Annotated in this window: 22 protein-coding genes and 1 tRNA gene; 15 read left to right on the forward strand and 8 right to left on the reverse strand. The window is 66.1% G+C overall.

Annotated features, from left to right (window positions below; translation table 11 throughout):
* Window positions 1-44: 44 nt before the first annotated feature.
* The 4 genes from DVH29_RS13175 to DVH29_RS13190 all read right to left on the reverse strand — a co-directional run bounded on the left by DVH29_RS13175 (window position 45) and on the right by DVH29_RS13190 (window position 1,566).
* The gene (locus DVH29_RS13175; protein ID WP_114646652.1) at window positions 45-269 is read right to left on the reverse strand and encodes a hypothetical protein; all 225 of its coding nucleotides are present in this window, start codon (window positions 267-269) and stop codon (window positions 45-47) included.
* 103 nt (window positions 270-372) lie between these two features.
* Window positions 373-786, reverse strand: a complete 414-nt coding sequence (locus DVH29_RS13180) for a hypothetical protein (RefSeq protein WP_114646653.1) — start codon at window positions 784-786, stop codon at window positions 373-375.
* A 172-nt stretch (window positions 787-958) separates the two neighbouring features.
* A tRNA-Gln gene (locus DVH29_RS13185) sits at window positions 959-1,032 on the reverse strand.
* Between the two features lie 114 nt (window positions 1,033-1,146).
* Window positions 1,147-1,566, reverse strand: coding sequence for a C40 family peptidase (locus DVH29_RS13190; protein ID WP_147276091.1), 420 nt, complete (start codon window positions 1,564-1,566; stop codon window positions 1,147-1,149).
* Window positions 1,567-1,947: 381 nt separating this feature from the next.
* Here DVH29_RS13190 and DVH29_RS13195 point away from each other — a divergent pair, with 381 nt between their 5' ends.
* On the forward strand, window positions 1,948-3,141 hold the full coding sequence (locus DVH29_RS13195; protein ID WP_114646676.1) for a Ppx/GppA phosphatase family protein: 1,194 nt from the start codon (window positions 1,948-1,950) through the stop codon (window positions 3,139-3,141).
* On the forward strand, window positions 3,131-3,847 hold the full coding sequence (locus DVH29_RS13200) for an RlmE family RNA methyltransferase (RefSeq protein ID WP_114646655.1): 717 nt from the start codon (window positions 3,131-3,133) through the stop codon (window positions 3,845-3,847). Before DVH29_RS13195 ends, DVH29_RS13200 begins: the two co-directional genes overlap by 11 nt.
* On the opposite strand, the gene DVH29_RS13205 is transcribed toward DVH29_RS13200, so the two are convergent.
* Window positions 3,844-5,289 (reverse strand): MFS transporter, encoded by a 1,446-nt coding sequence (locus tag DVH29_RS13205; RefSeq protein ID WP_114646656.1) that lies wholly within the window; start codon window positions 5,287-5,289, stop codon window positions 3,844-3,846. The genes DVH29_RS13200 and DVH29_RS13205 overlap by 4 nt on opposite strands.
* Window positions 5,290-5,448: 159 nt before the next feature.
* On the opposite strand from DVH29_RS13205, the gene DVH29_RS13210 reads away from it, so the two are divergent.
* Together DVH29_RS13210 and DVH29_RS13215 are read left to right on the forward strand one after the other, a co-directional pair.
* Window positions 5,449-6,414 (forward strand): diacylglycerol/lipid kinase family protein, encoded by a 966-nt coding sequence (locus DVH29_RS13210; protein WP_245944983.1) that lies wholly within the window; start codon window positions 5,449-5,451, stop codon window positions 6,412-6,414.
* Window positions 6,414-7,244 (forward strand): metallophosphoesterase family protein, encoded by an 831-nt coding sequence (locus tag DVH29_RS13215; RefSeq protein ID WP_114646658.1) that lies wholly within the window; start codon window positions 6,414-6,416, stop codon window positions 7,242-7,244. The genes DVH29_RS13210 and DVH29_RS13215 overlap by 1 nt, the downstream gene beginning before the upstream one ends.
* 55 nt (window positions 7,245-7,299) lie before the next feature.
* Here DVH29_RS13215 and DVH29_RS13220 read toward each other — a convergent pair whose 3' ends face one another.
* Window positions 7,300-7,596 carry a PRC-barrel domain-containing protein gene (locus tag DVH29_RS13220; protein WP_114646659.1) on the reverse strand — a complete coding sequence of 99 codons (297 nt, stop codon included), beginning with the start codon at window positions 7,594-7,596 and terminating at the stop codon, window positions 7,300-7,302.
* A gap of 189 nt (window positions 7,597-7,785) precedes the next feature.
* Here DVH29_RS13220 and DVH29_RS13225 point away from each other — a divergent pair, with 189 nt between their 5' ends.
* The 5 genes from DVH29_RS13225 (at window position 7,786) to guaA (ending at window position 13,745) form a co-directional block, all read left to right on the forward strand.
* On the forward strand, window positions 7,786-8,199 hold the full coding sequence (locus DVH29_RS13225; protein ID WP_114646660.1) for a VOC family protein: 414 nt from the start codon (window positions 7,786-7,788) through the stop codon (window positions 8,197-8,199).
* A gap of 308 nt (window positions 8,200-8,507) precedes the next feature.
* A complete protein-coding gene (guaB, locus tag DVH29_RS13230; RefSeq protein WP_114646661.1) occupies window positions 8,508-10,007 on the forward strand; it encodes an IMP dehydrogenase in 1,500 nt (499 codons plus the stop codon).
* Between the two features lie 47 nt (window positions 10,008-10,054).
* Complete coding sequence (locus DVH29_RS13235) at window positions 10,055-11,344, forward strand: RsmB/NOP family class I SAM-dependent RNA methyltransferase (RefSeq protein ID WP_114646662.1); 1,290 nt, start codon at window positions 10,055-10,057, stop codon at window positions 11,342-11,344.
* Between the two features lie 65 nt (window positions 11,345-11,409).
* Window positions 11,410-11,898: a TspO/MBR family protein gene (locus tag DVH29_RS13240; protein WP_114646663.1), complete on the forward strand. Its 489-nt coding sequence runs from the start codon at window positions 11,410-11,412 to the stop codon at window positions 11,896-11,898.
* Between the two features lie 284 nt (window positions 11,899-12,182).
* Window positions 12,183-13,745 (forward strand): glutamine-hydrolyzing GMP synthase, encoded by a 1,563-nt coding sequence (gene guaA / locus DVH29_RS13245; protein ID WP_114646664.1) that lies wholly within the window; start codon window positions 12,183-12,185, stop codon window positions 13,743-13,745.
* Window positions 13,746-13,808: 63 nt separating this feature from the next.
* Here the strand turns inward: guaA and DVH29_RS13250 are convergent, their stop codons facing one another.
* Window positions 13,809-15,257: an NAD-dependent succinate-semialdehyde dehydrogenase gene (locus DVH29_RS13250; protein WP_245944984.1), complete on the reverse strand. Its 1,449-nt coding sequence runs from the start codon at window positions 15,255-15,257 to the stop codon at window positions 13,809-13,811.
* A gap of 258 nt (window positions 15,258-15,515) precedes the next feature.
* On the reverse strand, window positions 15,516-18,395 hold the full coding sequence (locus DVH29_RS13255) for an FAD-binding and (Fe-S)-binding domain-containing protein (RefSeq protein WP_114646666.1): 2,880 nt from the start codon (window positions 18,393-18,395) through the stop codon (window positions 15,516-15,518).
* A 46-nt stretch (window positions 18,396-18,441) separates the two neighbouring features.
* On the opposite strand from DVH29_RS13255, the gene DVH29_RS13260 reads away from it, so the two are divergent.
* The 6 genes from DVH29_RS13260 (at window position 18,442) to DVH29_RS13285 (ending at window position 24,218) form a co-directional block, all read left to right on the forward strand.
* Window positions 18,442-19,356, forward strand: coding sequence for a LysR family transcriptional regulator (locus DVH29_RS13260; protein ID WP_114646667.1), 915 nt, complete (start codon window positions 18,442-18,444; stop codon window positions 19,354-19,356).
* A 137-nt stretch (window positions 19,357-19,493) separates the two neighbouring features.
* The gene (locus tag DVH29_RS13265) at window positions 19,494-20,954 is read left to right on the forward strand and encodes an alkaline phosphatase (RefSeq protein WP_199562592.1); all 1,461 of its coding nucleotides are present in this window, start codon (window positions 19,494-19,496) and stop codon (window positions 20,952-20,954) included.
* 118 nt (window positions 20,955-21,072) lie between these two features.
* Window positions 21,073-21,510, forward strand: coding sequence for a hypothetical protein (locus DVH29_RS13270; protein WP_114646668.1), 438 nt, complete (start codon window positions 21,073-21,075; stop codon window positions 21,508-21,510).
* A 9-nt stretch (window positions 21,511-21,519) separates the two neighbouring features.
* On the forward strand, window positions 21,520-22,203 hold the full coding sequence (locus DVH29_RS13275) for an ABC transporter ATP-binding protein (protein WP_114646669.1): 684 nt from the start codon (window positions 21,520-21,522) through the stop codon (window positions 22,201-22,203).
* Window positions 22,204-22,359: 156 nt separating this feature from the next.
* A complete protein-coding gene (locus DVH29_RS13280) occupies window positions 22,360-23,688 on the forward strand; it encodes an ABC transporter permease family protein (RefSeq protein ID WP_114646670.1) in 1,329 nt (442 codons plus the stop codon).
* 29 nt (window positions 23,689-23,717) lie between these two features.
* Window positions 23,718-24,218, forward strand: coding sequence for a copper chaperone PCu(A)C (locus DVH29_RS13285; RefSeq protein WP_114646671.1), 501 nt, complete (start codon window positions 23,718-23,720; stop codon window positions 24,216-24,218).
* Window positions 24,219-24,291 lie beyond the last annotated feature (73 nt).

Raw genomic sequence — 24,291 nt, forward strand, 5'->3', positions numbered from 1 at the left:
GTTTCCGAACCGGATAAGTGGTGCCCACTTATCCTGGAAACACTCTATCGGCGCAGCGCGAGGACGGCAGCGGCGCCGCAGCAGGCGCCCACAAGGGCGGGCAGCGCAACCGCTCCGAGGGGGTAGCCGGCGTCGAATGCCTTGAGCGCGATCCACACGACGGCGGCAAGGCTTGCCAGCAGCATGATGACGAAAAGGCCGCGTCCGGAAATCAGACCGCGACCGGTATGGCGCCGATCCTGGGGGATGTCGGTTGCGATCTCACTCATGGCTCATTCCTTCAACGATGATCGTGGCTCAGAGGCTTCGCGCCGTTCATAGCACCAATATTGACCGAATGCGCGATGCCACAATGCTCCGGTGCAAATATGATCATCGCGTTACCCAACGCAGAAGGCTGGGCAAGATGGTCAATAGCAGCCCAATCGATCCCATTATCCCTTTCGGGTGCTTCTGGAAAAAATGGAGCACCGCCGCAAAGATGTGTGCCAGGACGATCGCGAAGGCGCCGAGGGCAATAAGCAGGATGACCATGGTGCTAACGCCCAGAGCCGGACCCCACGGGCTTTCCCATGCACTATCCGAGGTGAGGTCAAAGGACCGAACCGAGAGTCTTCCGATGAAGCTGGCCAGAAAGGCGACGGCCAGGGATATCCGCAAAGGAACCCACCGCAATTTCTCCCGGCTCCAGCGCGTGAACGATCTCAGCATGCGTTCAGCCGTGTCGGCCTTGTCGAACAGGTCGATGACGGCCAACAGATAGCCCACGACTTCAAGCGGCCCCATCGCGTTGTCCCACCATTGCGCCCGGCATAGTGCGCCCGATTTGCCGCCGTGGGAACCGGATCGGTGGGGCTAGCCCAAATGGGTATTCCGGCCTTTTGTCAGGCATAGGCCCGAAGCTGAACGGTAGCTTCAGCTCGCCATATGCGCCGAGGTTCAATGACTTGGGAAGGATTGGCTGGGGAACCTGGATTCGAACCAGGACTAACGGAGTCAGAGTCCGTGGGTCTACCGTTAACCTATTCCCCAGCAGGCGCCAGTGCTGGCGGCGGATCGCGGGGCGAGCCGCTTGAGTGGCGCCTGTTTAGCGATACATGATGGGGATTTCAAGCCGATTTTGCAAGTTTTCGCAGCACCCCGCCCTCAATGCACGATCGGGGCGCGCCAGGCGATGGCGCGGCTGGCGCTGTAGCAGCCAAGGGCGACCGAATTGGCGTAATTGCCCGAAACGATCTGCACCTGCCCGCCGCCGCAATGGCCGACCACCACGCCCACATGGTTGGCCATCACCATGATCGATCCGATCGCCGCCGGCTCGGCCGCCTCGCCGTAATTGGCGAAATCGCGGGCCAGATTGGAGCCGCGCGGGGCAAGGCCGGTGCGGGCCAGGACCGTATCGAGATAGCAGGCGCACCAGCGGCCGGGGCAGCCCGAAGGGCGCGAGGCGCCCAGTTCGGCGAGCATGACATTGATCACGGCCTGGGCGTCGCGCGCCGAGGCGGGAGCGGAAAGGGAGGGCAGGGCGAGCCCCGCGAAAAGGAGAATGACGATGATACGCAACACGGAAAGTCAGGTCCTCGGATTCAGCTTCGACGCGCGCGAAAAGCCCGGCGCGCGGCGCAATGAAAGGAGTGCCGCATCCGGGTCCCTCGACCGGATGCGAACGGCGGATTACATTTGCGTGAGCGCGGGAAGACGGGCGGCATGCGCCAATGACCCTCGCTGCGGGCCCCCTCCCAACCGATGCGCCGATCATCCCGATTTTTGTGGCAAGAAATTGATCCGCGCGCCCAAGGCACGGCGCGCAGCCGATCATTGCGTTGTCGGCCGTCATGGACTACCGTGGTCGTCGAACGAGAAATGATCCGTCCCGGGCGCCCGGCAGACGATGCAGCGGCCGATCGGCCCCACGACCCAGGCGACCGGACGGCACGGAGAGACAAGTTGACCGATTACGATCGGTCCGCCGAGGCACCGCCGGCCGGCACGCGTCACCGCGTGCGTGGGCCGTCGCGTCCGCCGGTCGATACTGCCCCAGCATCCCATGGGGGCAAACGCCCGGCGCGGTGGACGTCCGCCAGCAAGCCCGAGCTGTCGCGCAAGCGGCGCGTGGCTACCTATGCCGCGCTCGACCTGGGCACCAATAATTGCCGCCTGCTGATCGCCCGCCCCACCGAAAACGGCTTCCGGGTGCTCGACGGGTTTTCGCGCATCGTGCGGCTCGGAGAGGGCCTGTCGCAGACCGGGCGCCTTTCGGAGGCGGCCATGGAGCGCACCGTCGAGGCGCTGAAACTCTGCGCCGGCAAGCTGCGCCAGCACGAGGGCATCAAGGCGCGCATCATCGCCACCGAGGCCTGCCGCTCGGCCGACAATTCGGCGAGCTTTCTCGCCCGCGTCAAGCGCGAGGCGGGGCTGCACTTCGAGGTGGTCGACCGCAAGACCGAGGCCGAACTGGCGGTGACCGGCTGCGCCGACCTCATCGAGCTCGACGCGCCCGGCGCCATCCTGTTCGATATCGGCGGCGGGTCCTCGGAACTGGCCTGGCTCGATTTCCGCGGCGGGCGCCCGCGCAACCAGGGCAAGACCTCGGCCTCGATCCGCTCCTGGCATTCGCTGCCGGTGGGCGTGGTCTCGATCGCCGAGAAATTCGGCGGCGTCGATGTCACGCCGGAGATTTTCGAGGCCATGGTCGCCCATGTGACCAATGAGCTACGGCACTTCCGCGGGCGCGAGAAGCTGCGCGAAATGCTCGCCACCCATCCGGTGCATTTCCTGGGCACCTCGGGAACGGTGACCACCCTGGCCGGGCTCTATCTCGGTCTCGACCGCTATGAGCGCTCCAAGGTGGACGGGCTGTGGATGCGGGCCGAGGACATCGACGCCACCATGCGGGTGCTAATGGGCATGAGCTATGAGCGGCGCATGGGCAATCCGTGCATCGGGCGCGAACGGGCCGACCTGGTCATCCCCGGCTGCGCCATCTTCGAGGCCATCCGCCGCGAATGGCCGTGCTCGCGCATCCGGGTCGCCGATCGGGGGTTGCGCGAGGGGATTCTGATTTCCATGATGGCCGCCGATCGCGTGTGGATGCGCGGACGGCCCGGCCGCAACCGCCGGGGAGGCCGCGATGCCAAGTAAGCCGACGGGCAAGGGCAGCGGACGGCGCGGCGACCGCGACCTCAAGATACGGGTCAAGACGGCGCGCAAGCGCTCCACATCGTCCACGGCCTGGCTGCAGCGCCAGCTCAACGACCCCTATGTGGCGCGGGCGCGGGCCGAGGGCTGGCGGGCCCGCTCGGCCTATAAGCTGCTCGAGCTGGACGAGAAATACGGGCTGCTCAAGCCCGGCATGCGCGTCGTCGACCTGGGCGCGGCGCCCGGTGGCTGGTGCCAGGTGGCGGTCAAGGCGGTGAAATCGACCCCGGACAATCCCATCGTGGTCGGCATCGACTATCTGGAAATGGACCCGGTGCCCGGTGCGGTGCTGCTGCAAAAGGACTTTACCGACGAGGACGCGCCGCAGGCCCTGTTCGACCTGCTCGGCGGGCACAAGGCCGATATCGTGCTGTCGGACATGGCGGCGCCGACCACGGGGCACAAGGCGACCGACCATCTGCGCATCGTGGCACTGGTGGAGATCGCCGCCGATTTCGCCCTCGACGTGCTGGCGCCGGGCGGCACCTTCGTCGCCAAGGTGTTCCAGGGCGGCACCGAGCACGACCTGCTCGCCATGCTCAAGCGCAATTTCGCCGCGACCTTCCACGCCAAGCCGCCCTCCAGCCGGCAGGAATCGGCCGAAACCTATCTGGTGGCGCGCGGCTTCAGGGGCGAGCGGCAGGATTAAAAGCGCGGCGAGCGGCCCTCATAGCCCTCGGCGCTGGTCTTTTCGAGCGCCGCTTCGCGCTGGGCCGCGGTCATGTGCCCGGAAACCTCGCTGCCCGCCTCCTTGGCGAGCCGCCAATAGGGAATGACGGCCAGCGCCGACACGGCGGCGACGGCGAAAAAGGCGATGCGGAAATCCTCGGTCGCCAGCGCCTCGCCGCGCCAGAAGCTGCTCATTTCCAGCACCGCCCCGGCAAAGGCCACCGCCAGCGCCGTGGCGATGGGGCGGGTCACCGAATGGATGGCGGTGGCGGGGCCGGCCTCGTCGCCGTCGATATCGACGAAGGCGAGGGCATTCTGGCCGGTGAAATAGGTGGAGCGCACCAGCCCGCTGAGGAAGATCACCAGCATCATCACCACAACAGGGGTCTGGGCGACGAAGGTGCCCTTGATGACGAGGCTGAGCGAGGAGAGCCCCGCCGCCGCCATCAGCGCCGTGCGGAAGCCGACGCGGCGATAGACAGGCTTGGCGTAGAATTTGAGCAGCAGCGAGCCGATGGCGCCGACAAAGGTGATCATGCCCGATTCGAAGGGCGAATAGCCGAACGCGACCTGGAGCATCAGCGGGAGGAGGAAGGGAATGGCGCCGGCGCCGATCAGCATGAAGGAGGTGCCCACCACCACCGCCCTGAAGCTGGGATGGAGGAAGAGGCGCAGATCGAGCAGGGGATTGGGGACGCGCAGGGCATAGGGGACGTAGAGCGCCAGGGCGAGGAGGCCGGCAAGGGTTGAGACGGCGGCGATCCACAGGGGCAGGATCGGCATGGAGAGCAGCGAGAGCCCGAAGGTGATCCCCGAAAACGCGATGGCGGTGAGCAGGAAACCCGGGAAATCCATGGGGCGCTGGGTGGCCGATTCCACAGGGGGCAGATATTTGCTGATCAGCACCACCCCGAGCAGGCCGATGGGGATGTTGATGAGGAAAATCCAGTGCCAGGACAGGAAGGTGGTGAGAAAGCCGCCGACCGGCGGGCCGAGCATGGGCCCCACCAGGGCCGGAATGGTCAGCCAGGCCATGGCGTTGATGAGATCCTTGCGCTCGGTGGTGCGCAAGAGGATCAGTCGGGCCAGCGGGGTCATCATCGCCCCGCCCATGCCCTTGAGGAAGCGGGCGAAGACGAATTCGGTGAGCGAACCGGAAATGGCGCAGGCGACCGAGCCGAGCATGAAGACGATGATGGCGGCGCGGAACACGTTCTTGGCCCCGAACTTGTCGGCCAGCCAGGCGCTGATCGGGATGAAGATGGCCAGGGCGACAAAATAGGCGGTGAAGGCCAGTTTCAAGGCGACGGGAGTTGTACCGATATCGGCCGCTATGGCCGGAAGCGAGGTGGAGATCACGGTCGCGTCCATGTTCTCCATGAACAGGGCAACCGCCAGGATGAGCGGGATGAAACGGGACAACTCTGGGGACCGGGAAGGTTGATACGAATAAGTTTTCAGCCACCATCATCGACCCATAGCCGAAACAAGGCAATAACGACGGAAGTTCTAGTCGCGAACGAACCTTTTGCCGGTAGGGGCGTTATGGGGGCGGGACCAATCTTATCGGGCAGGACAGGCATGGCTCAGCGCCGCTTTTATCTGGTACTCAACGTCAACTCCGGAACCGTGCAGGCCCTGGGGGTGACCGGCGACGACCTCACGGCCAAATTCGCCGCCCAGGGACTGGACGTGACCATCGACGCCGATCCCGATTCGAGCCTTGACGAGCGCATCGCGCGGGCGCTGGCCAGCGACGCCGAGACCATCATCGCGGCCGGCGGCGACGGCACGGTCACCGCGCTGGCGACGGCGATCATCGACAGCGACAAGAGCCTCGCCATCCTGCCGCTGGGTACGGCCAATCTTTTGGCGCGCGACCTGGGGGTGCCGCTCGACCTCGACAGCTGCATCGCGGTTCTGGCCGAGATGGAGCCGCTGGCCATCGACGTCTCGGAGGTCAACGGCACCATCTTCCTGCACAAGGCGGTGATCGGGGTGATCCCCGAACTGGCGGCGGGGCGCGAATATATTCGCGGGCAGGGTTTTGGGGCCAAGATCGGCTATATGCGCTATTTCTTCCGCCGCATCGCCCGGGCCCGCCGGCTGGCGCTGGAGATCGCCCCCGGCGACGGGCCGGCGCGGATCGAGCGGGTGCAGGCCATCGCGGTGGCCTCCAATGCCTATGACGAGGGGCTGGGGCGGTTCTTCCATCGCGACAAGCTCGATAGCGGGCTGCTGACCATCTATGTGCTGCGCCATCTCAATGTGGGCGACATGGTGAAACTGGCCACGGGCATGCTGGCCGGGCACTGGCGCGATTATGACGCCCTCGACATCTCGTCGGCGCGCAGCGTCACCATCCGCGCCCGCAAGCCCAGGCTGCAATTGATGATCGACGGCGAGGTGCAGTCCATGGAGGTGCCCCTGCATTTCAAGATCTATCCCCGCGCGCTGACCGTGCTCGCCCCCTTGCAGGCGATCAAGGAGGAGATCGCCGAGGAACAGGCCGAAGGCACGGCCCGGCCCATGGGGCAGATGGCCTGATGCGGATCATCCACCTTTCCGACCTGCATTTCGGCCGCCATGACGACGATGTCGTTCAGTCGCTGGAAGCCGAAATCGCCGCCAACACCCCCGACCTGATCGTCGTCTCGGGAGATTTCACCCAGATCGGCAGCGCGAGGGAATTCGCCCGCGCCCGCGAATTCCTCGATACGCTGCCGGCGCCGTTTCTCGCCGTGCCCGGCAATCACGACGTGCCCGAGCGCAATCTGCTGCGCCGGTTCTTCGCGCCCTACAGCCATTACAAGACCTATATCGCCACCGAGCTCGAACCCTTCCTTTATCGCGACGGGGTGGCGATCGCCGGGGTGAAGACCTCGCGCCGCGCCAATCTCCACAGCCTCAACTGGTCGGACGGGGCGATCAGCAGCGATCAGCTTGAAACGCTGGAAGCCCGGTTCGCGGAGGTGGACGCGGATGCGGTGAGGATCGTCGTCGCCCACCACCCCCTGATGCATCCCGAGGAGCCCATGGCGCGGCACCAGAACCGGGTGCGCCGGGCCGATAGGGCACTGGAAACCTTCGGGCGGCTGGGGGTGCGCCTGGTGCTGTCGGGCCATTTCCACATGTCCTATGTTCGCCGGCACGAACACGCCGGATCGGTGCGGCAGGCCGAACCGGCCGGGCCGCGCGAAAGCGCCGCCGCCCATATCCTCGTGGCACAGGCCGCCTCGACCACCTCGACGCGCCTGCGGGGCGAGCCCAATGCCTATAACCTCATCGACATCGCCGAGGGGAACATCTCCATCGCCGTGCGCGAATGGGCGGGGGAGGGGTGGCGGACGCGGGAGCGGGCCCGCGAGGCGGCCTAGCGGCAGGCGAAGAAAACCCCGCCGGAGCGGGGTTTTTGATTGGGCCGGAAGCGGCTCAGTGGCGATGCTCGGGCATGTCCTTGAGCTCGTCCTTGGTCCAGCCGGTGACCGCATGCACCTTGCCGTTCTCGTCGCGCATGAAATCGAGCTGGTCGACCGGCACGGCCACCGGCTTGGCGCCGATGCCGAGAAAGCCGCCGACATCGATGACGGCCTGCGCGCCGGCGCCCGAGCCGTGCAGATGGGCGACGGTGCCCACCTTGTGATCGTCCGCGCCATAGATGGTGGCGTCCTTGAGGATGGTTTCGTTGAGCTCGCCCGGGGCGAGGCGCACATGGTGGGTATGATCCATCGGTCTTCTCCTTTGGCTTGGGAGAGGGGTAACCCCCATGCCCGCCCGGCCGTTCCCGCCACCAACATGGGCCAATCGCCAAGGGGGAGAAAATTCCGCGCGGGCGATGTCGGCGGGAAGACGCCGAAACCGTCCTATGGCAGAATTCGCCGTCCGGAGGGGGACGGCGCCAAAACAAGGAAAACAACCATGCCCAAGATGATCTTCATCAACCTGCCGGTCAAAGACCTCGCCGCCTCGACGCGGTTCTACGAGGCGATCGGCTGCACCAAGAACCCCGAATTCTCCAATGACGACGTCTCCTCGATGATGTGGTCGGACGAGATCACCTTCATGCTGCTCAAGCATGCCTATTTCTCGACCTTCATCACCCGGCCCATCGCCGACGCTCACGCGGCGACCGGGGTGCTGATCGCGCTCTCGATGGACAGCAAGGCGGCGGTCGACGAGATCAACAAGACCGCCGCAGACAATGGCGGCAGGGGCGACATACGCGACCTGCAGGACCTGGGGTTCATGTATTCGCGCGCCTTCGAGGACCCGGACGGCAATATCTTCGAGCCGGTCTGGATGGATATGAACGCCGCCATGGCGGAGGAATAACCGCCTTCCCCGGGGCCCGGCACGGCGTGGCGCATGGCAGCTATGCCGCGCCGCGCCACGCGGGCACTTTCCAAACCGGTTTTCCGGTGTTAATCACCCTCGCCAACCCAAAGCCGGCGTGAGTCCCTTCGTTTCCCGTCGGCAAGCGGACGAATGCGGGCTGGCAGGCGGTCATGGGGCCGTCGGCGCTTTCCCGTACACAACAGTGAATTGTCGCGTTGTCGAACCGCAAGCGGATGGTCCGCCTGCCGGCAGCGCTCAAATCATTTCATCCGGCGTTCCGGATGAGGGCATGAAAGGGTCTGGCCTTGGCGAAGATTATTTCCTCCATCACGGGCGATGCGGCGCTCACCTTCGACGACGTTCTGCTCCAGCCGGCGCGCTCGGACGTGCTGCCGACCGATGTGGACCTGAGGACGCGGGTGACGCGCGACATCACCCTCAACCTCCCCATCCTCTCGGCGGCCATGGACACGGTGACCGAGGCCAAGATGGCCATCGCCATGGCGCAGGCCGGCGGCCTGGGCGTCATCCACCGCAACCTCACGGTCGAGCAGCAGGCCGAGCAGGTCAAGCAGGTCAAGCATTTCGAATCCGGCATGGTGGTCAATCCGATCACCATCGGCCCCGATGCCGTCCTCGCCGATGCCCACGCGCTCATGGACCGCTACAACATCTCCGGCATCCCCGTGGTCGCCAATGGCGGCACCGGCGGGCGGAACAAGGGCACGCTGGTGGGCATCCTCACCAATCGCGACGTGCGCTTCGCCGACAATGACCGCCAGACCATTTCCGAGCTCATGACCCGCGAAAGACTGGTGACGGTGCGCGAGGGCGTGACCCAGGACGAGGCCAAGCGCCTCCTGCACCAGCACCGCATCGAAAAGCTGCTGGTGGTGGACGAGCACAACAACTGCATCGGCCTGATCACCGTCAAGGACATGGAGAAGGCCCAGCTCAACCCCCACGCCATCAAGGACGACAAGGGGCATCTGCGCGTCGCCGCCGCCTCGACCACCGGCGACCAGGGCTTCGAGCGCTCCATGGCGCTGATCGAGGCCGGGGTGGACCTGCTGGTCATCGACACCGCCCACGGGCATTCGGTGCGCGTCGCCGAAGCGGTGGAGCGCGTCAAGCGCGCCAACAACGCGGTGCGCATCATGGCGGGCAATGTGGCCACCGCCGACGCGACCAAGGCGCTGATCGACGCGGGCGCCGACGCCATCAAGGTCGGCATCGGGCCGGGCTCGATCTGCACCACGCGCATCGTCGCCGGGGTGGGCGTGCCCCAGCTCGCCGCCGTGATGGCCTGCGCCGAGGAGGCCGACCGGCACGACGTGCCGGTGATCGCCGATGGCGGCATCAAGTTCTCGGGCGACCTCGCCAAGGCGCTGGCCGGGGGCGCCTCGGTGGCCATGGTCGGCTCGCTCCTCGCGGGCACCGACGAAAGCCCCGGCGAGGTCTTCCTCTATCAGGGCCGCAGCTATAAAGCCTATCGCGGCATGGGCTCGGTGGGCGCCATGGCGCGCGGCTCGGCCGACCGCTATTTCCAGCAGGAAGTCCACGACACCATGAAGCTGGTGCCCGAGGGGGTCGAGGGGCAGGTGGCCTATAAGGGCCAGGTCGGCACGGTCCTGCACCAGCTCGCCGGCGGCCTGCGGGCGGCCATGGGCTATACCGGCGCCAAGGATCTCGAGACCTTCCGCCGCGAGGCGACCTTCGTGCGGATCTCGGGCGCGGCACTGCATGAAAGCCACGTCCATGACGTGACGATCACCCGCGAAAGCCCCAATTATCGCGGCAAGTGAATGGATATGCGTGAACCAAATCCCCTGTCCGTAAAGGCGGTCCTCTGATGCGTCTCCCCGGGCGCATCGCCGCCGCCATCGAAGTGCTGGCCGACATGGAGGCCCGCAAGCGTCCGGCTTCCGAGGCGCTCAAGGGCTGGGCGCTCGACCACCGCTTCGCCGGAGCGGGGGACCGCGCGGCCATCGGCAACCTCGTCTATGACGCGCTGCGCAAGCGGGCTTCGCACGCCTGGCGCATGGGCGAGGACACGCCCCGCGCGCTCGTCCTCTCGGTAGTGGTCAACGACTGGACTCAGGACGTGAAGTCCTTGAATCAGGACTTCAGCTCCGACCGCTTCGCGCCGGAATCGATTTCGGAGGCCGAGGCCGCAAGACTTTGTTCCGATTCGGCTTTGTCCGATGCGCCCGACCCCGTCCGGGCCGATGTGCCCGATTGGCTGGCCCCCTCGCTGGCCCGCAATTTCGGGGCGGATTGGGTGAAAGAAGGGCAGGGGATGACCACGCGCCCGCCGCTCGACATGCGGATCAACAGCCTCAAGGCGGATCGCAGGCGGGTGGAGAAATCGCTGGCGCGTTTTGGGCCCGCGCCCACCGCGATCGCCCCGGACGGCCTGCGCCTTGCCGCCGGCCCGGCCGATGCCCGCACCGCCAATGTGCAGGCCGACGAAGGCTATCAGAAGGGCTGGTTCGAGATCCAGGACGAGGGCAGCCAGATCGTGGCGCTGCTGGCCGGGGCGCAGCCGGGCGAGCAGGTGCTGGACCTGTGCGCCGGGGCCGGCGGCAAGACCCTGGCGCTGGCCGCCGCCATGCACAATTCGGGGCAGATCTTTTCCTATGACGCCGACCGCACGCGGCTGGCCCCCATCCATGAGCGCCTCAAGCGCAATGGCGTGCGCAATGTGCAGGTCCGCAACCCCGATCCCGGCGCTCTCGACGGGCTGGCGGGACGGATGGACCGGGTGGTGGTCGACGCGCCCTGCACCGGCACGGGAACCTGGCGCCGCCGCCCCGACACCAAATGGAAGCTCACCCCGGCCCAGCTCGAACAGCGGATCGCCGACCAGCGCGCCGTGCTGGCCGAAGCAGCAGGCTATGTCAGGCCCGGCGCGGAGATGGTCTATATCACCTGCTCGATCCTCCTCGAGGAGAACGACGACCAGATCGAACACTTCCTGGCCGAGCATGCCGCGTTCGCCCCGGTGTCCCTCACAGCGCGCTGGGCCGAGCTCTTTCCGGGCGCCGCGCCGCCCCTGAGCCGCAACGGGCACAGCGTGACGCTGACCCCGGCGACGACCGGCACGGACGGGTTTTTCTGCGCCGTGCTGAGGCGGGAATAGGGCCGGCGCATAAGGGGAAAACCCGAGGCCCTGAACCAAAGGGCCCCAAGGCCGTTAAGGCGGTCATGAGCACCGTCATCCAGCCCAGCCTCAAATCGCCGCGCGCCCTCATCATATTGGCCGCATTCCTCGTCGTCGTGGTCGGGGTGGGCGCCCTCATCGGTACCCAGAACACCCCCGGCCCCTGGTACAGGGCGCTGGACAAGCCCAGCTTCAACCCGCCCGACTTTGTGTTCGGTCCGGTCTGGTTCACGCTCTACGTGCTGATCGCCATAGCCGGCTGGCGCAGCTTCATGGTCGGGGCGATCAGCGCCGCGATGGGGCTGTGGGTGGCGCAGATGCTGCTCAACTGGCTGTGGTCGCCGGTGTTCTTCGGCGCGGAAAACCTGTGGCTGGCGCTGGCGGTCATCGTCCCCATGCTGGTGGCGATCCTCGCCTTCATCGTCGAACGCTGGACCCCGGACCGCCTCAGCGCGCTGCTGTTCGTCCCCTATGCCGCCTGGGTGGGGTTCGCGACCCTGCTCAATCTCTCCCTCGCCATGCTCAATTCCTGAAGGTTTCCCCCCGCGCCAAAACGGAACCACCCCGGATGCGAGGGACATCCGGGGTGGCTGCAAAAGGCCTTGGGCATGGGACCGCTGGGGCCTTTTGACCGGGGAGCGCGGAGTGGGACGCTTATGGGGGATGGCGCGCTGGCCCGTTTTTCCATCAGCACCGCGAAAAGGCGCTGCGTCTTGGCTCCATAACGCGGCAGACGAAGCTGGGTTGCACCCATTCCGTGATTTATTGCTTTATGCGGCCATTGCCTGATCGTCTTTTTCCGATTAAAGCCTCGCCAATGCAGCAAGACCCCCATACCGACACCATCCTCATCGTCGATTTCGGCTCCCAGGTGACCCAGCTCATCGCGCGCCGGGTGCGCGAAGCCGGCGTATACTGCGAAATCCATCCGTTCAGCCTCGCCGCCGACCGGCTCGAGGCGCTGCGGCCCAAGGGCATCATCCTCTCGGGTGGCCCGGCCAGCGTGATCGAGAAGGGCGCCCCCCAGGTCGATCCGCGCCTGCTCGCGCAGGGGGTGCCGGTGCTCGGCATCTGCTACGGCCAGCAGGCCATGTGCGTGGCGCTGGGCGGGATGGTCGAGCCCGGCACGGTGCGCGAATTCGGCCGCGCCGAGGTGCGCATCGAAAAGGATTGCTCGCTCTATGACGGGGTGTGGGAGCTCGACCATTCCTATCAGGTGTGGATGAGCCATGGGGACAAGGTCGCGGCCATTCCGGAGGGTTTCGAGGCGGTCGCCACCTCGCCCGGCGCGCCCTTCGCCATCATCGCCAATGAGGAGAAGAAATTCTTCGGCGTGCAATTCCACCCGGAAGTCTACCACACGCCCGACGGGGCGAAGCTCTACGCCAATTTCGTGCACGCCATCTGCGGCTGCGCGGCCAATTGGACCATGGCCGCCTATCGCGACCAGGCCATCGCCGCGATCCGCGAGCAGGTGGGCGACAAGAAGGTGATCTGCGGGCTGTCCGGGGGCGTCGATTCCTCGGTGACGGCCATATTGATCCACGAGGCGATCGGCGACCAGCTCACCTGCATCTTTGTCGACCACGGGCTGATGCGCAGGAACGAGGCCGATGAAGTGGTCTCCATGTTCCGCAACCAGTACAATATTCCTCTGGTGCATGTGGATGCCGCCGACACCTTCATCGGCGAACTGGAGGGGGTGGTCGACCCCGAGGCCAAGCGCAAGATCATCGGGCGCCTGTTCATCGAGACCTTCGAGAAGGAGGCCGCCAAGATCGGCGGCGTGGAGTTCCTCGCGCAGGGCACGCTCTATCCCGACGTGATCGAGTCGGTGTCGTTCACCGGCGGACCTTCGGTGACCATCAAGAGCCACCACAATGTGGGGGGCCTGCCCGAGCGCATGAACATGAAGCTCGTCGAGCCGCTGCGCGAATTGTTCAAGGACGAGGTGCGGGCGCTGGGGCGCGAACTGGGCCTGCCCGAGCATTTCGTGGGCCGCCACCCGTTCCCCGGCCCTGGCCTCGCCATCCGCCTGCCGGGCGGGGTGACGCGGGAAAAGCTGGACATCTTGCGCCAGGCCGACGCCATCTATCTCGACGAGATTCGCAAGGCGGGCCTCTACGACACCATCTGGCAGGCCTTCGCGGTGCTGCTGCCGGTGCAGACGGTGGGCGTGATGGGCGACGGTCGCACCTATGAAGCGGTCTGCGCCCTGCGCGCGGTGACCTCGGTGGACGGCATGACCGCCGATTTCTACCCCTTCGACATGAGCTTCCTCGGCCGCGCCGCGACCCGGATCATCAACGAGGTCAAAGGCATCAACCGCGTCGTCTACGACGTCACGAGCAAGCCCCCGGGGACGATCGAGTGGGAGTGATTCCCTTCATCTAACGGAAAACACCCGCTTCCCGGGCGAAGGGAAGCGGGTGTTTTTTATGGGTTATTCGTCCAGGGCGCCGAAGCTGACATATTTGGTTTCGAGGTAGTCCTGCATGCCGTATTTGGAGCCTTCGCGGCCGACGCCGGATTGCTTGAAGCCGCCGAAGGGGGCGACTTCGGTGGTGATCAGCCCGTCATTGATGCCCACAATGCCATATTCGAGCGATTGCGCGGCGCGATGGGCGCGGCCCAGGCTGCTGGTATAGACGTAGCAGGCGAGGCCGTATTCGGTGTCGTTGGCGAGGGCTAAGGATTCGTCTTCGGTCTCGAAGGTAAAGATCGGGGCGACGGGGCCAAAAATCTCGTCCTTGGCGAACAGCATGTCGCTGGTGGCATTGCCGATGATGGTGGGGGCGAAGAAATTGCCGCCCAGGCCCTTGCCGCCGGCCACCAGCCGGCCGCCCTTGGCGACCGCATCCTGGACGAAGGCCTCGGTGCTGGCCACGGCCTTGGCGTCGATGAGGGGGCCGAAATCGACCTCCTCGTCGAGCCCTTGCCCGATCTTGAGCTCGGCCACCGCCGCGCTCAGCTTGTCGAGGAAGGCATCATGGATGCCGGACTGCACATAGATGCGGTTGGTGCAGACGCAGGTCTGGCCGGAATTGCGGAATTTCGAGGCGATGGCGCCCTCGACCGCGCGGTCGAGATTGGCGTCGTCGAAAACGATGAACGGCGCGTTGCCGCCCAGTTCCATGGAAACCCGCTTCACGCTGGCCGCGCATTGGGCGAGGAGCTGCTTGCCGACCCCGGTCGAGCCCGTGAAGGTGACCTTGCGCACCAGGCCATTGCCGGTGAGCTCGCCCCCGATCGCCGTGGCCGAGCCGGTGAGAATGTTGACGGCGCCGGCCGGAAAACCGGCGCGCTCGCACAATATGGCCCAGGCCAGCGCCGAATAGGGCGTCTGGGTCGCCGGCTTGATGACCAGGGTGCACCCGGCGGCCAGCGCCGGGCCGATCTTGCGGGCCAGCATGGAGGAGGGGAAGTTCCACGGCGTGATGGCGGCGACGACGCCGACCGGGGCGTGGATCACCTGCAACTGCCGGTTGGGCCAGGGCGATTCGATGATGTCGCCATATTGCCGCCGTGCCTCTTCGGAGAACCAGAGGATATATTTGGCGCTCATGGCGATCTCGCCGCGCGCTTCGCGCAGCGGCTTGCCCTGCTCAAGGGTCAGAAGGCGCGCCAAGGCTTCCTGGTGTTCGACGAGCAGGCCATGCAGAATGCGCAGCTTGGCGGCCCGCTCCTCCGCCGTGGTGCGCGAAAAGCTCTGGAAGGTGCGATGGGCCGCTTCGATCGCCCGCCGGGTTTCCGCGGCGCCCGCATTGGGCACGGTGCCGATCACCTCACCGGTGGCGGGATTGGTGACGTCTATGGTTTCTCGGGTGTCCGCATCGAACCAGTGCCCATCGATATGGATTTGCTGGCGCAGAAAAGTCTCGGATTCGGCCAAGTTCATTCCCCAGGTTAAACGTTCCGGATAGTGCAAAGCATCAGGCGGCAGCATGCCCTCCGCCTCCAAGCCCATGCCCTTGCATGGGCACAAATACCAAAGCGGGCCCGGGATCAAGCCATTACCGGACGCTTGGCCGCTCTGAGAGGCAAAGCGTAACGCATTCGGCGCGCGGAGGAAAATTCGCACGGTGTTGGCAGAGATATGATTTATATATGAAACCTATAAGTCCGGCCGATTTTATCGTTTGCAGACGTATCAGGTTCCCTGAGCGCCGGTTGGTGGGAAATTGGCCACGATGGCCGCCATGGGATGAAGGGCGGAGGCGGGGCTGAGGCGCTCAATCTGGCAGCGGCAGGAAAAGCCGGTGGCCAATACGCTGGTTTCGCCCTCGACGAGCGGGCGCCAGGTCGCGTCGAACAGATTGCGCGACATCTCCTGATGCTCGCGCTCATGGCCGAAGGTCCCCGACATGCCGCAGCAGCCGGTCTTCATCGGCTGGAGATCGATGCCGAGGGCGGCGAACACGTCGCGCCAGAGTTGGCCGGAGGCGGGCAGCGCGGAGGCCTCCGTGCAGTGCAGCATCAGTTTTAGGGGCGCCGCTGGCCGGGCTTTGGGCCAGTCGGCACCGCGCGTCATCTCGCCATGGAGAAATTCCTGGACGAGGAGGAGGGCGGGCACGCCGGAGTCCAGACGCCGATATTCCTGGCGCGTGAGCAGCACGAAGGCGGGATCTATCCCCAGCATGGGCGTTTTCAATGCCGCCACGGCCTTGAGCGCGGCGATCTGGCGGGCGGCACGGGCCCGGAAGCGCCGGGTCATGCCCTTGACATGGGCGCCCTTGCCGCCGGGGGGCAGGGTGACGATGACGGGGCGATAGCCGAGCGCCGCCAATCCCCCGGCGACGGCGGCGACGGCGTCGGTATCGAAGGTCGTGGTGAAGGCGTCTTCGAGGAGAAGAACGGTGTTGGCCGTCAGCTCAGTTGCCGCGAGCCGATCCCATCGGCGCACGGGATGGCCGAGTGCCCGCAGCGAGCGGGGGGCGATGCGCGGCAGGTCGACCATGCCGGTGGCGCGGGCCGCGATGGCGCGACCCAGGGCCATGCCCAGCCAGGCGAGCGGGCGAAGGGCATCGACGGTTCTCGCCATCGGTTCGATGGCGGCGACCGCATGGTCGCGCAGGGGGCGGCGGTGGCGCTGGTAATAGTGATCGAGAAAGGCCGATTTCATCGAAGGGATGCTGACCTGCACGGGGCAGGAACTGGCACAGGCATTGCAGCCCAGACAGTCATTGAGGGTGGCAAGGACGCTGGCCTCGATGGCGTCGAGATCGTCCGCCTGTCCGGCCTGGGCCTCCCGCCAGTTGCGCAGCGCGTCCGAGCGGCCCTTGGGCGACAGGCGATTGTCGCGGGTGGCCTGGTAGGAGGGGCACATGGACGTGAAGCGCGAATGGCTGAGGCAGGCCGAATTGCCGTTGCAATGATAGGATTTCTCGAACGCGTCGCCCGGGGCATTGCCCTTGCGGAAGGCCGGATCGGAAATGCCCAGCCGCGCGCGGTCGACAACCACCAGCTTGCCGGGGTTGAAGCGCTCGGCGGGATCGAAGGCGGCCTTGACCCGCTGCAGGGCGCGATAGGCCACCGGGCCGACGAAATCGGGCAGGTAGGCGCCGCGGATTCCCTTGCCGTGCTCGCCCCAGAAAATGCCGCCATGGGCGTTGCACAGCGCATAGACAGCATCGGAAATGGCGCGGAAGGTGTCGCGGTCGAGCGGATCGTCGAGGTCGAGCGAGGGGCGCACATGCAGGCATCCGACATCGATATGGCCATAGATGCCGTAATTGAGCCCGTGCTGCTTCATGATGCGGTCGAAGCCGTTGACGAAGGGAACCAGATGCTCGACCGGCACCACGCAATCCTCGACAAAGGCGATGGGGCGGCGGGTGCCCTCGCGCTTGCCCAAAAGCCCCACGGCGGCGGAGCGAATGCCCCACAGGTCCTGCCGCTCGGCGGCATCGACCGCGACATGGGTGCCCACCACGCCGGGGAGCGTGGCGGCGCGGGCGAGAAAACCCTCCACCTGCGCGTCGAGCGTATCCGGCTCGGCGCCGACGAATTCGACGAACATATGCGCGATGGGCTGGCCGCCCGTGCCCTGCACATGGGCCGGCAGGCGCGCCATCAGCCCCGCCTCGCGCGCCAGGCGATGAACCCATTCGTCCATGATCTCGATGGCGAGGGGGTCGTGCTCGAGAATGGCCGATCCCGCCGCCAGAGCCTGCCGGAAACTGTCGAAGGCGACGACCACCAGCCGCTCGTGCCGGGGCAGGGGGACCAGCCGCACGCGAATGCGGGTCACGAGGCCCAGCGTACCCTCGGCGCCGAGAAACAGCCGCCACCAGTCCAGCCGGTCCGTGTCGGGGCGGGCGCGTTCGAGGTCATAGCCGGTGAAGCGGCGCGAGATGCGCGGCGTGTTGGCGATCAGCGCCTCGCGGCCTTCGTCGCAGGCCGCGGCCAGTTCGGCATAAAGCTCGGGCGCGTCGGACCGGTCGCCCGAGAGGCTGGACAGCTTGCGCCCCCGGTCCAGCACCACCTCCAGTCCGAGGATGTTGTCGCTGGTCTTGCCGTAAAGGCGCGAGCCCTTGCCCGAGGCGTCGGTGCCGACCATGCCCCCGATGGTGCAGCGGCTCGACGTCGAGGTGTTGGGCGCGAATTGGAGGCCGGTCGCGGCGATGGCGGCGTTGAATTCATCGAGCACGATGCCCGGTTCGACATCGGCCCAACCCTCGGCGGAGTTGACCTCGAGAATGCGGGTCATGAAGCGCTGGAAATTCACCACGACGCCGCGATTGAGGCTCTGCCCGTTGGTGCCGGTGCCGCCGCCCCGGGCGGTTACCGGCAGCGTTGCGAATTCGGGCCGGGCCAGCACCGCCATCAGAAGCTGCACATCGTCGGAATCGCGGGGGGCGACCACGAGGTCGGGCATGATCTCATAGACGCTGTTATCGGTCGACACCGCGGCGCGGGCCGAAAAGTCGAACGTCACGTCGCCGGCAAAGCCGCTCTCGATGATGGCGGCGCACGCCTTGTGGAACAGGGAAGCGGAGGCCGGGCCGGGGATTGAAACGTGCAGGGTCATGCGGACCCTTGAACCATATCCGGCTCATTCGTAGAATTAGAATGAAATGAAAAGTCATTCGGAAAATACGAGCATTAACATCCGCCATTTCCGCGCCGCGCTGGCCCTGGCGGAAGCGCAATCCTTCACCAAGGCCGCCGACCGGATCGGGGTGGTCCCTTCGGCCCTGACCGAGACCATACGGCAGCTCGAGGAGGATGTCGGGCTTTTGCTGTTCGACCGCCAGCAGCGCCCGGTGAGGCCGACCCAGGCTGGCGAGGATTTCCTCGAAGCGGCGCGCCGGGTGGTCGCCGATTTCCACGGCACGCTGCACGACATGCGCAGCCTGGCCGGAATCGAGCAGGGCACGGTGCGGGTGGCGGCGGCGCCCTCGGTGGTGCGCTTTCATTTCGCGCCGCTCATTGCCGATTTCCGCCGGCTCCATCCGGGCGTCGAGATCATGGTGCATGCGGCGGTGGCCGAGCGGGTGGGGACGCTGGTGCTGGACCGCGAGGTCGATTTCGGCATCGCCGAACGCTGGCACGATACCGATCAGCTCACCCATGAGCCGCTGCAGGACGACCCCTTCGTGCTGGCCTGCCATGCCGGCCACCCCCTGGCGGGGCGGGGAAAAGTGGAACTGGCCGATATCCCGGCCGACGACATCATCAGCCTCGACGGGGATACCGGGATCGGCAAGGCCATCGCGCAGGCCCGGCACGTGCCCGACAGCTTGAAGCGCGGCCGGCTCAAGGCCCATGACACCATCGCGCAGCTGACCATGGTGTCGCAGGGGCTGGGCGTGGCGCTGGTGTCCCGCCTTGCCGCGGCCGTGATCCAGAGTCCGGACATCCGCGCCGTGGAGGTGGCGGACCTGCAGCTTCGGCGCACTATCTGCATCATCACGCGCGCCCGCACGGCCTTTCCCCCGGCGGCGGAGCGACTGATCTCCGAGGCGAGGGCGAGAATTTCGGCCTATTGAGGGATCGCACCATCCGAGGGTGCCGTCGCCGTGCTTCAACAAACCTTCACAAAACCGAGATGGAAAGGTCATGGCGCCTGAATAGCGTCCGCCTCGATCGAAACCCCATGGAGGCAACCATGTTTCGTCGGACGCTAGTGTCTACCCTTTCCGTCGCGCTTTGCGCATCCACCGCCATCGCTCAGGATCTGCCCCAGGCAGGCAGTGAATATTTCACCGCCGGCCAGGCTCTGATCGCCGAGCGCGTTGCGGCTGAGCCCAACACCAACACCGCCAAGAACGTCATCCTGTTCGTCGCCGACGGCATGGGCATCGGCCCCAATTACGGCATCCGCCTGTTTGCCGGCCAGCAGCAGGGCTTGCTCGGCGAGGAGTACAACCTCCCGCACGATCTGTTCCCGCATTCGGCGATCATGAAGACCTACAACATCAACGCCCAGACCCCGGACTCCGCCCCGACCGCCGGTGCGATGAACTCCGGCGTCAAGCAGGTCTTCAACACCATCAACCTCGACGACACCGCGATCTATGACGATTGCTCGAGCGAAGTGCCGCTGCGCCTGTTCTCGGAAATCGTCGCTGATGCCGGCAAGTCGGTGGGCATCATCTCGACCGCTTCGGTCGCCCACGCCACCCCGGCCGCCGTCTATGCCAAGACCGCCAACCGCAACTGGTTCCACGACGCTCCGGAAGGCTGTGACGACATCGCCCTCCAGCTGGTCAACCAGTTCGAAGCCGGCGTCATCGACGTTGCACTCGGCGGCGGCATCCGCGATTTCGCTCCCGAAGGCACCGCGCTCGACAATGGCACGGGCCGCCGCCTCGACGGCCAGGACCTGCTGGCCCGTCTCGATGGCCTTGGCGTTCAGTACGTCCACGACGCCGAAACCCTCGCTGCCGCCGACCGCAGCCAGCCGATCATCGGCCTGTTCGCCAATTCGGACATGAGCTACCAGGAAGATCGCCCGGAAGGCGAGCCTTCGCTGCTCGACATGACCGTCACGGCCATCGAACAGCTCCAGACCAATGAAGACGGGTTCTACCTGATGGTGGAAGCCGGCCGCGTCGACCATGCCCTGCATGGCGGCAACGCACACCGCGCCTTCACCGACGGCGCCATCTTCGCCGAGGCCATCCAGGCCGCCCTCGACATGGTCGATCTCGAAGAGACCCTGGTGATCGTCACTGCCGACCACGAGCACGTGATCAACTTCCAGGGCTATTGCGGCCGTGGCACCCCGATCACCGGCCTGTGCATGGATATCGCGTCCGGCCAGATCGAGCACTCCGGCGAGCCCGCGCTTGCCGATGACGGCCTGCCCTACACCGTCGTCACCTTCGGCAACGGCGCCGGTTCGGTCCTCATCGAGCAGGAAGACGGCACCTATGCCGGTGCGCGCCCCGCGCTGACCCAGGAAGAGGTCCTCGATCCGGACTACCTCCAGCAGGCGCTGATCCCGATGAGCTCGGAAACCCACTCGGGCGTCGACGTCGGCCTGTGGGCCACCGGCCCCTGGGCGCACCTGTTCGGCGGCACCATGGACCAGGAAACCATCTTCCACGTCATGAACCACGCCGCGTTCGGCTCGGCCGAATAAGCCAGCGATCACATACTTGGGAGAGGGCCGGCTGCCGGCCCTCTTTTCATTGAACTGTCACACAGTTCGCCCGCGCCGCTGCTATCGTCGGGCCACGTTCAGGCAAAGGAGAGTTTCCATGAACCGCCGCGGATTTTTCGCCACTGCCACGGGCGCCGTCCTCGCTGCCCCCTTCATCGTCACCGGCGCTGCCGCCGCCGAACCGCAGGTCCGCTTGCGCGAGCTCTATGAGCGCGACATGAGCTTCACCCCCTTCGCCCTCGAAAACGCGGGGACACGGGTGGCGATCGAAGGCTTCATGGCCCCGCCGCTCAAGGCCGATTCCAATTTCTACGTGTTGACCAATATCCCCATGGCGGTTTGCCCGTTCTGCTCGTCGGAAGCCGAATGGCCCAACGACATTCTGGCCGTCTACGCCCAGCGCGTGGTCAACGTCATCCCGTTCAACGTGAAGATCATCACCCGCGGCACGCTCGAACTGGGCACCTATACCGACCCCGAGTTGGGCTTTGTCAGCCGCGTCCGGCTGATCGATGCGGTGCAGGAACGGGCATAGCTAAATTCCATGAGCCTTGATCTCAAGATCGATGACCTCGAGGTCAGGGCGGCTTCGGGGCGGGTGCTGCTGAGCGTGCCCCGGCTTTCCGTCGCCGCCGGCATGTGCCTGGGGGTCAAGGGGCCCTCGGGGGCCGGGAAGTCGACCTTCCTCTTTTCCCTCGCCGGGCTCGGCGCCAACAGCAGCGGCGCCATCGCCTGGGGCGGGACCGACCTCATGGTGCTGTCGCCCGAAGCGCGGGCGAAATTCCGCCGCCATCACATCGGCATGGTGTTTCAGGATTTCCTGTTGTTCGAAGAACTCTCGGCCGCCGCCAACGCGGCGCTGCCCGGCGCCTATTCCCGGCGCGCCCGCCAGGCGGTCATCGCGCGCAAGGCGGGCGACGTGCTCGACCGGCTCGGCATCGCCCATGGGGGACGGACGGTGGAGAGCTTCTCCGGCGGGGAGCGCCAGCGCGTGGCGATCGCCCGGGCGCTGGCCGCCGATCCGGAAATCGTCCTCGCCGACGAGCCCACCGCCAGCCTCGACCGCAAGACGGCCGATCGGCTGATCGAGGATCTGGTGCGCATGGTGCGGGAGGAGGGCAAGACCCTCATCGCGGTCAGCCACGACCCGGCCGTCTATACACGCATGGACCGGGTCATCGAAATCGTCGACGGCGCGATCGTCTCCGACGAGGTACGGGATGGCTAGATCGGAATTTCGCCACAGCCTCAGCACCGCCCTCATCCCGGTCCCTTCTCCCAGCGGGGGAGAAGGGGGCTCTTCCTGCCGCCGCTTGCTGCTTTCTGAAACGCTTCATGAGACGGGTGCGGCCTTGCAATCCCATGACCGCCGGAGGGCCGTCCGATGAACCCCCTCGCTCCGCTCTATCGCGCGATCGAATGGATGCCGGTGCTGGCCCAGGACATCACCGTGCTCGTGGTTCTCGTGATGCCGGCCCTGATCGTTGGGGCGCTGGTGCTGGTCGGGTTCCGTCCCTTCCCCCTGGTGCGCGCCATGCTGTGGCGCTTCCGGTGGACCAATGCGCTGTTCGTCCTTCTCATCGCCGTTTCGGTGGGGCTCGGGGTGGGCCTTATCGCGCAGGAGCGCGGCCTGCGGCAGGGGACGGCGCGCGCCGCCGATCCGTTCGATCTGGTGATTTCCGCTCCGGGCAGCGAGATCACCATGATGTTCGCCGCCGTCTATCTCCAGCCCTCGGACGTGCCGCTGCTGTCGGGCGAGATCTATGACGAGGTGGCCAATGCCCCCGATGTCACGCTGGCCGCGCCCATTGCCTTCGGGGACAGCTATGTGTCCTCGCCCGTGGTCGGCTCCACGGCGCAATTCGTCACCCATCTCTCGCCTGATCTGGCCGAAGGGGCGATGTTCGCCGACCGGCTCGAGGCGGTGATCGGATCGCGGGTGGACCTCGCCCTCGGCGACAGCTTCACCCCGGCCCATGGGGTGGGCGACGCGGCCGAACATGACGCCCACGCCCATGTGGAGTATGTGGTCTCTGGGCGCATGCAGCCCACGGGCAGCCCCTGGGACCGGGCTATCATCGTGCCGGTGGAGGCGGTGTGGGAAATCCACGGCCTCGCCAATGGCCACGCGCCCGAGAATGCTGACCAGTTGGGCCCGCCCTTCGACCCCGACTATTTCCCCGGCACCCCGGCCATCCTGGTCTCGGCCGAACAGCTTTACGTCAACTACGCCCTGCGGGCGCAGTTCACCACCGACCGCACCATGGCCTTCTTTCCCGGCACGGTGCTCGCCAATCTCTATTCGCTGATGGGCGACGTCCGGCAGGTGATGAGCATCATGGCGGTGGTGACCCAGATCCTCGTGACGGCGGGGGTGCTGGCCGGGCTGGTCATCCTCACGCGGCTGTTCGCCCGCCGGCTGGCCCTGCTGCGGGCGCTCGGCGCGCCGGGGCGCTTCGTCTTCTCGGTGGTCTGGTCCTATGCGGCCACGCTGATCTTTTCCGGGGCGGTGCTGGGCGTCGCCATCGGCTATGGCGCGGCGGCCCTCATCTCCCGCGTGGTCAGCGCGCAGACCGATATCCTCGTGACCGCCACCCTGAGCTGGCCGGAATTCCATCTGGTGGGCGCATTCGTCAGCCTGACGGTGATCCTTGCCCTGGTGCCCGCCTTCATCGCCCTGTCACGGCCGGTGGTTACTGATCTGCGCAGCTGAACCGCACATCGACAAAAGGACGTGCCCCAATGATCCGCGCCATCCTCCTCTCCCTGGCCTTGCTGGCCGCCCCGGCCTATGCCCAGGACGATCATGATCATGATCATGATCACGACCACGACCATCACGTCGCCGAAGCGGAAGGCATCCGCGCCATTCATGGCTGGGCCAATGCCGGGGACGCGTCCAGCGCCTTCGTCTATATCGAACTGGAGAACACTTCCGGGGAGACGGTGATCCTCTCCGAGGTGGAGAGCGATATCGCCGCGTCGGCGGAGCTGGTCGGCTTGACCAATAGCGGCGGCGAGCTGAGCTTCCAGCCGATCGCCGAGATGCCGATCGCCGCCGGATCGAGCATCGTCCTCTCGCCCAACGCCCTCGCCATCCGCCTGTCCGGCCTGACCGGCCCGCTCATCGAGGGCGAGACCTTCGAGATCGAACTGGGCTTTGGCGGCACGCATCTGCACGCGGTCGTGGAAATCGAATCCGCCTCCGCCACCCAGCACAGCCATGCCGGGCACAATCACTAGGCTGAATCGACATTCATCGCATCCACAGCATTGCTGCGGCGAGTTGCAAGAAGCTTAGGAAGTGGGTCGCGCG

The sequence above is a fragment of the Pelagibacterium lacus genome (assembly GCF_003345525.1).
Classification (GTDB): domain Bacteria; phylum Pseudomonadota; class Alphaproteobacteria; order Rhizobiales; family Devosiaceae; genus Pelagibacterium; species Pelagibacterium lacus.

Excerpts from the sequence above, each read along its gene's own strand:
- DVH29_RS13255 (WP_114646666.1), bottom strand. The coding sequence starts at position 18,395 with ATGACCCTGCACGTTTCAATCCCCGGCCCGGCCTCCGCTTCCCTGTTC.
- DVH29_RS13280 (WP_114646670.1), top strand. The coding sequence starts at position 22,360 with ATGAACCCCCTCGCTCCGCTCTATCGCGCGATCGAATGGATGCCGGTG.
- DVH29_RS13260 (WP_114646667.1), top strand. The coding sequence starts at position 18,442 with ATGAAAAGTCATTCGGAAAATACGAGCATTAACATCCGCCATTTCCGC.
- DVH29_RS13200 (WP_114646655.1), top strand. The coding sequence starts at position 3,131 with ATGCCAAGTAAGCCGACGGGCAAGGGCAGCGGACGGCGCGGCGACCGC.
- DVH29_RS13275 (WP_114646669.1), top strand. The coding sequence starts at position 21,520 with ATGAGCCTTGATCTCAAGATCGATGACCTCGAGGTCAGGGCGGCTTCG.
- DVH29_RS13180 (WP_114646653.1), bottom strand. The coding sequence starts at position 786 with ATGGGGCCGCTTGAAGTCGTGGGCTATCTGTTGGCCGTCATCGACCTG.
- DVH29_RS13225 (WP_114646660.1), top strand. The coding sequence starts at position 7,786 with ATGCCCAAGATGATCTTCATCAACCTGCCGGTCAAAGACCTCGCCGCC.
- DVH29_RS13240 (WP_114646663.1), top strand. The coding sequence starts at position 11,410 with ATGAGCACCGTCATCCAGCCCAGCCTCAAATCGCCGCGCGCCCTCATC.
- DVH29_RS13175 (WP_114646652.1), bottom strand. The coding sequence starts at position 269 with ATGAGTGAGATCGCAACCGACATCCCCCAGGATCGGCGCCATACCGGT.
- guaA (WP_114646664.1), top strand. The coding sequence starts at position 12,183 with ATGCAGCAAGACCCCCATACCGACACCATCCTCATCGTCGATTTCGGC.
- DVH29_RS13270 (WP_114646668.1), top strand. The coding sequence starts at position 21,073 with ATGAACCGCCGCGGATTTTTCGCCACTGCCACGGGCGCCGTCCTCGCT.
- DVH29_RS13220 (WP_114646659.1), bottom strand. The coding sequence starts at position 7,596 with ATGGATCATACCCACCATGTGCGCCTCGCCCCGGGCGAGCTCAACGAA.
- DVH29_RS13210 (WP_245944983.1), top strand. The coding sequence starts at position 5,449 with ATGGCTCAGCGCCGCTTTTATCTGGTACTCAACGTCAACTCCGGAACC.
- DVH29_RS13235 (WP_114646662.1), top strand. The coding sequence starts at position 10,055 with ATGCGTCTCCCCGGGCGCATCGCCGCCGCCATCGAAGTGCTGGCCGAC.
- DVH29_RS13215 (WP_114646658.1), top strand. The coding sequence starts at position 6,414 with ATGCGGATCATCCACCTTTCCGACCTGCATTTCGGCCGCCATGACGAC.
- DVH29_RS13285 (WP_114646671.1), top strand. The coding sequence starts at position 23,718 with ATGATCCGCGCCATCCTCCTCTCCCTGGCCTTGCTGGCCGCCCCGGCC.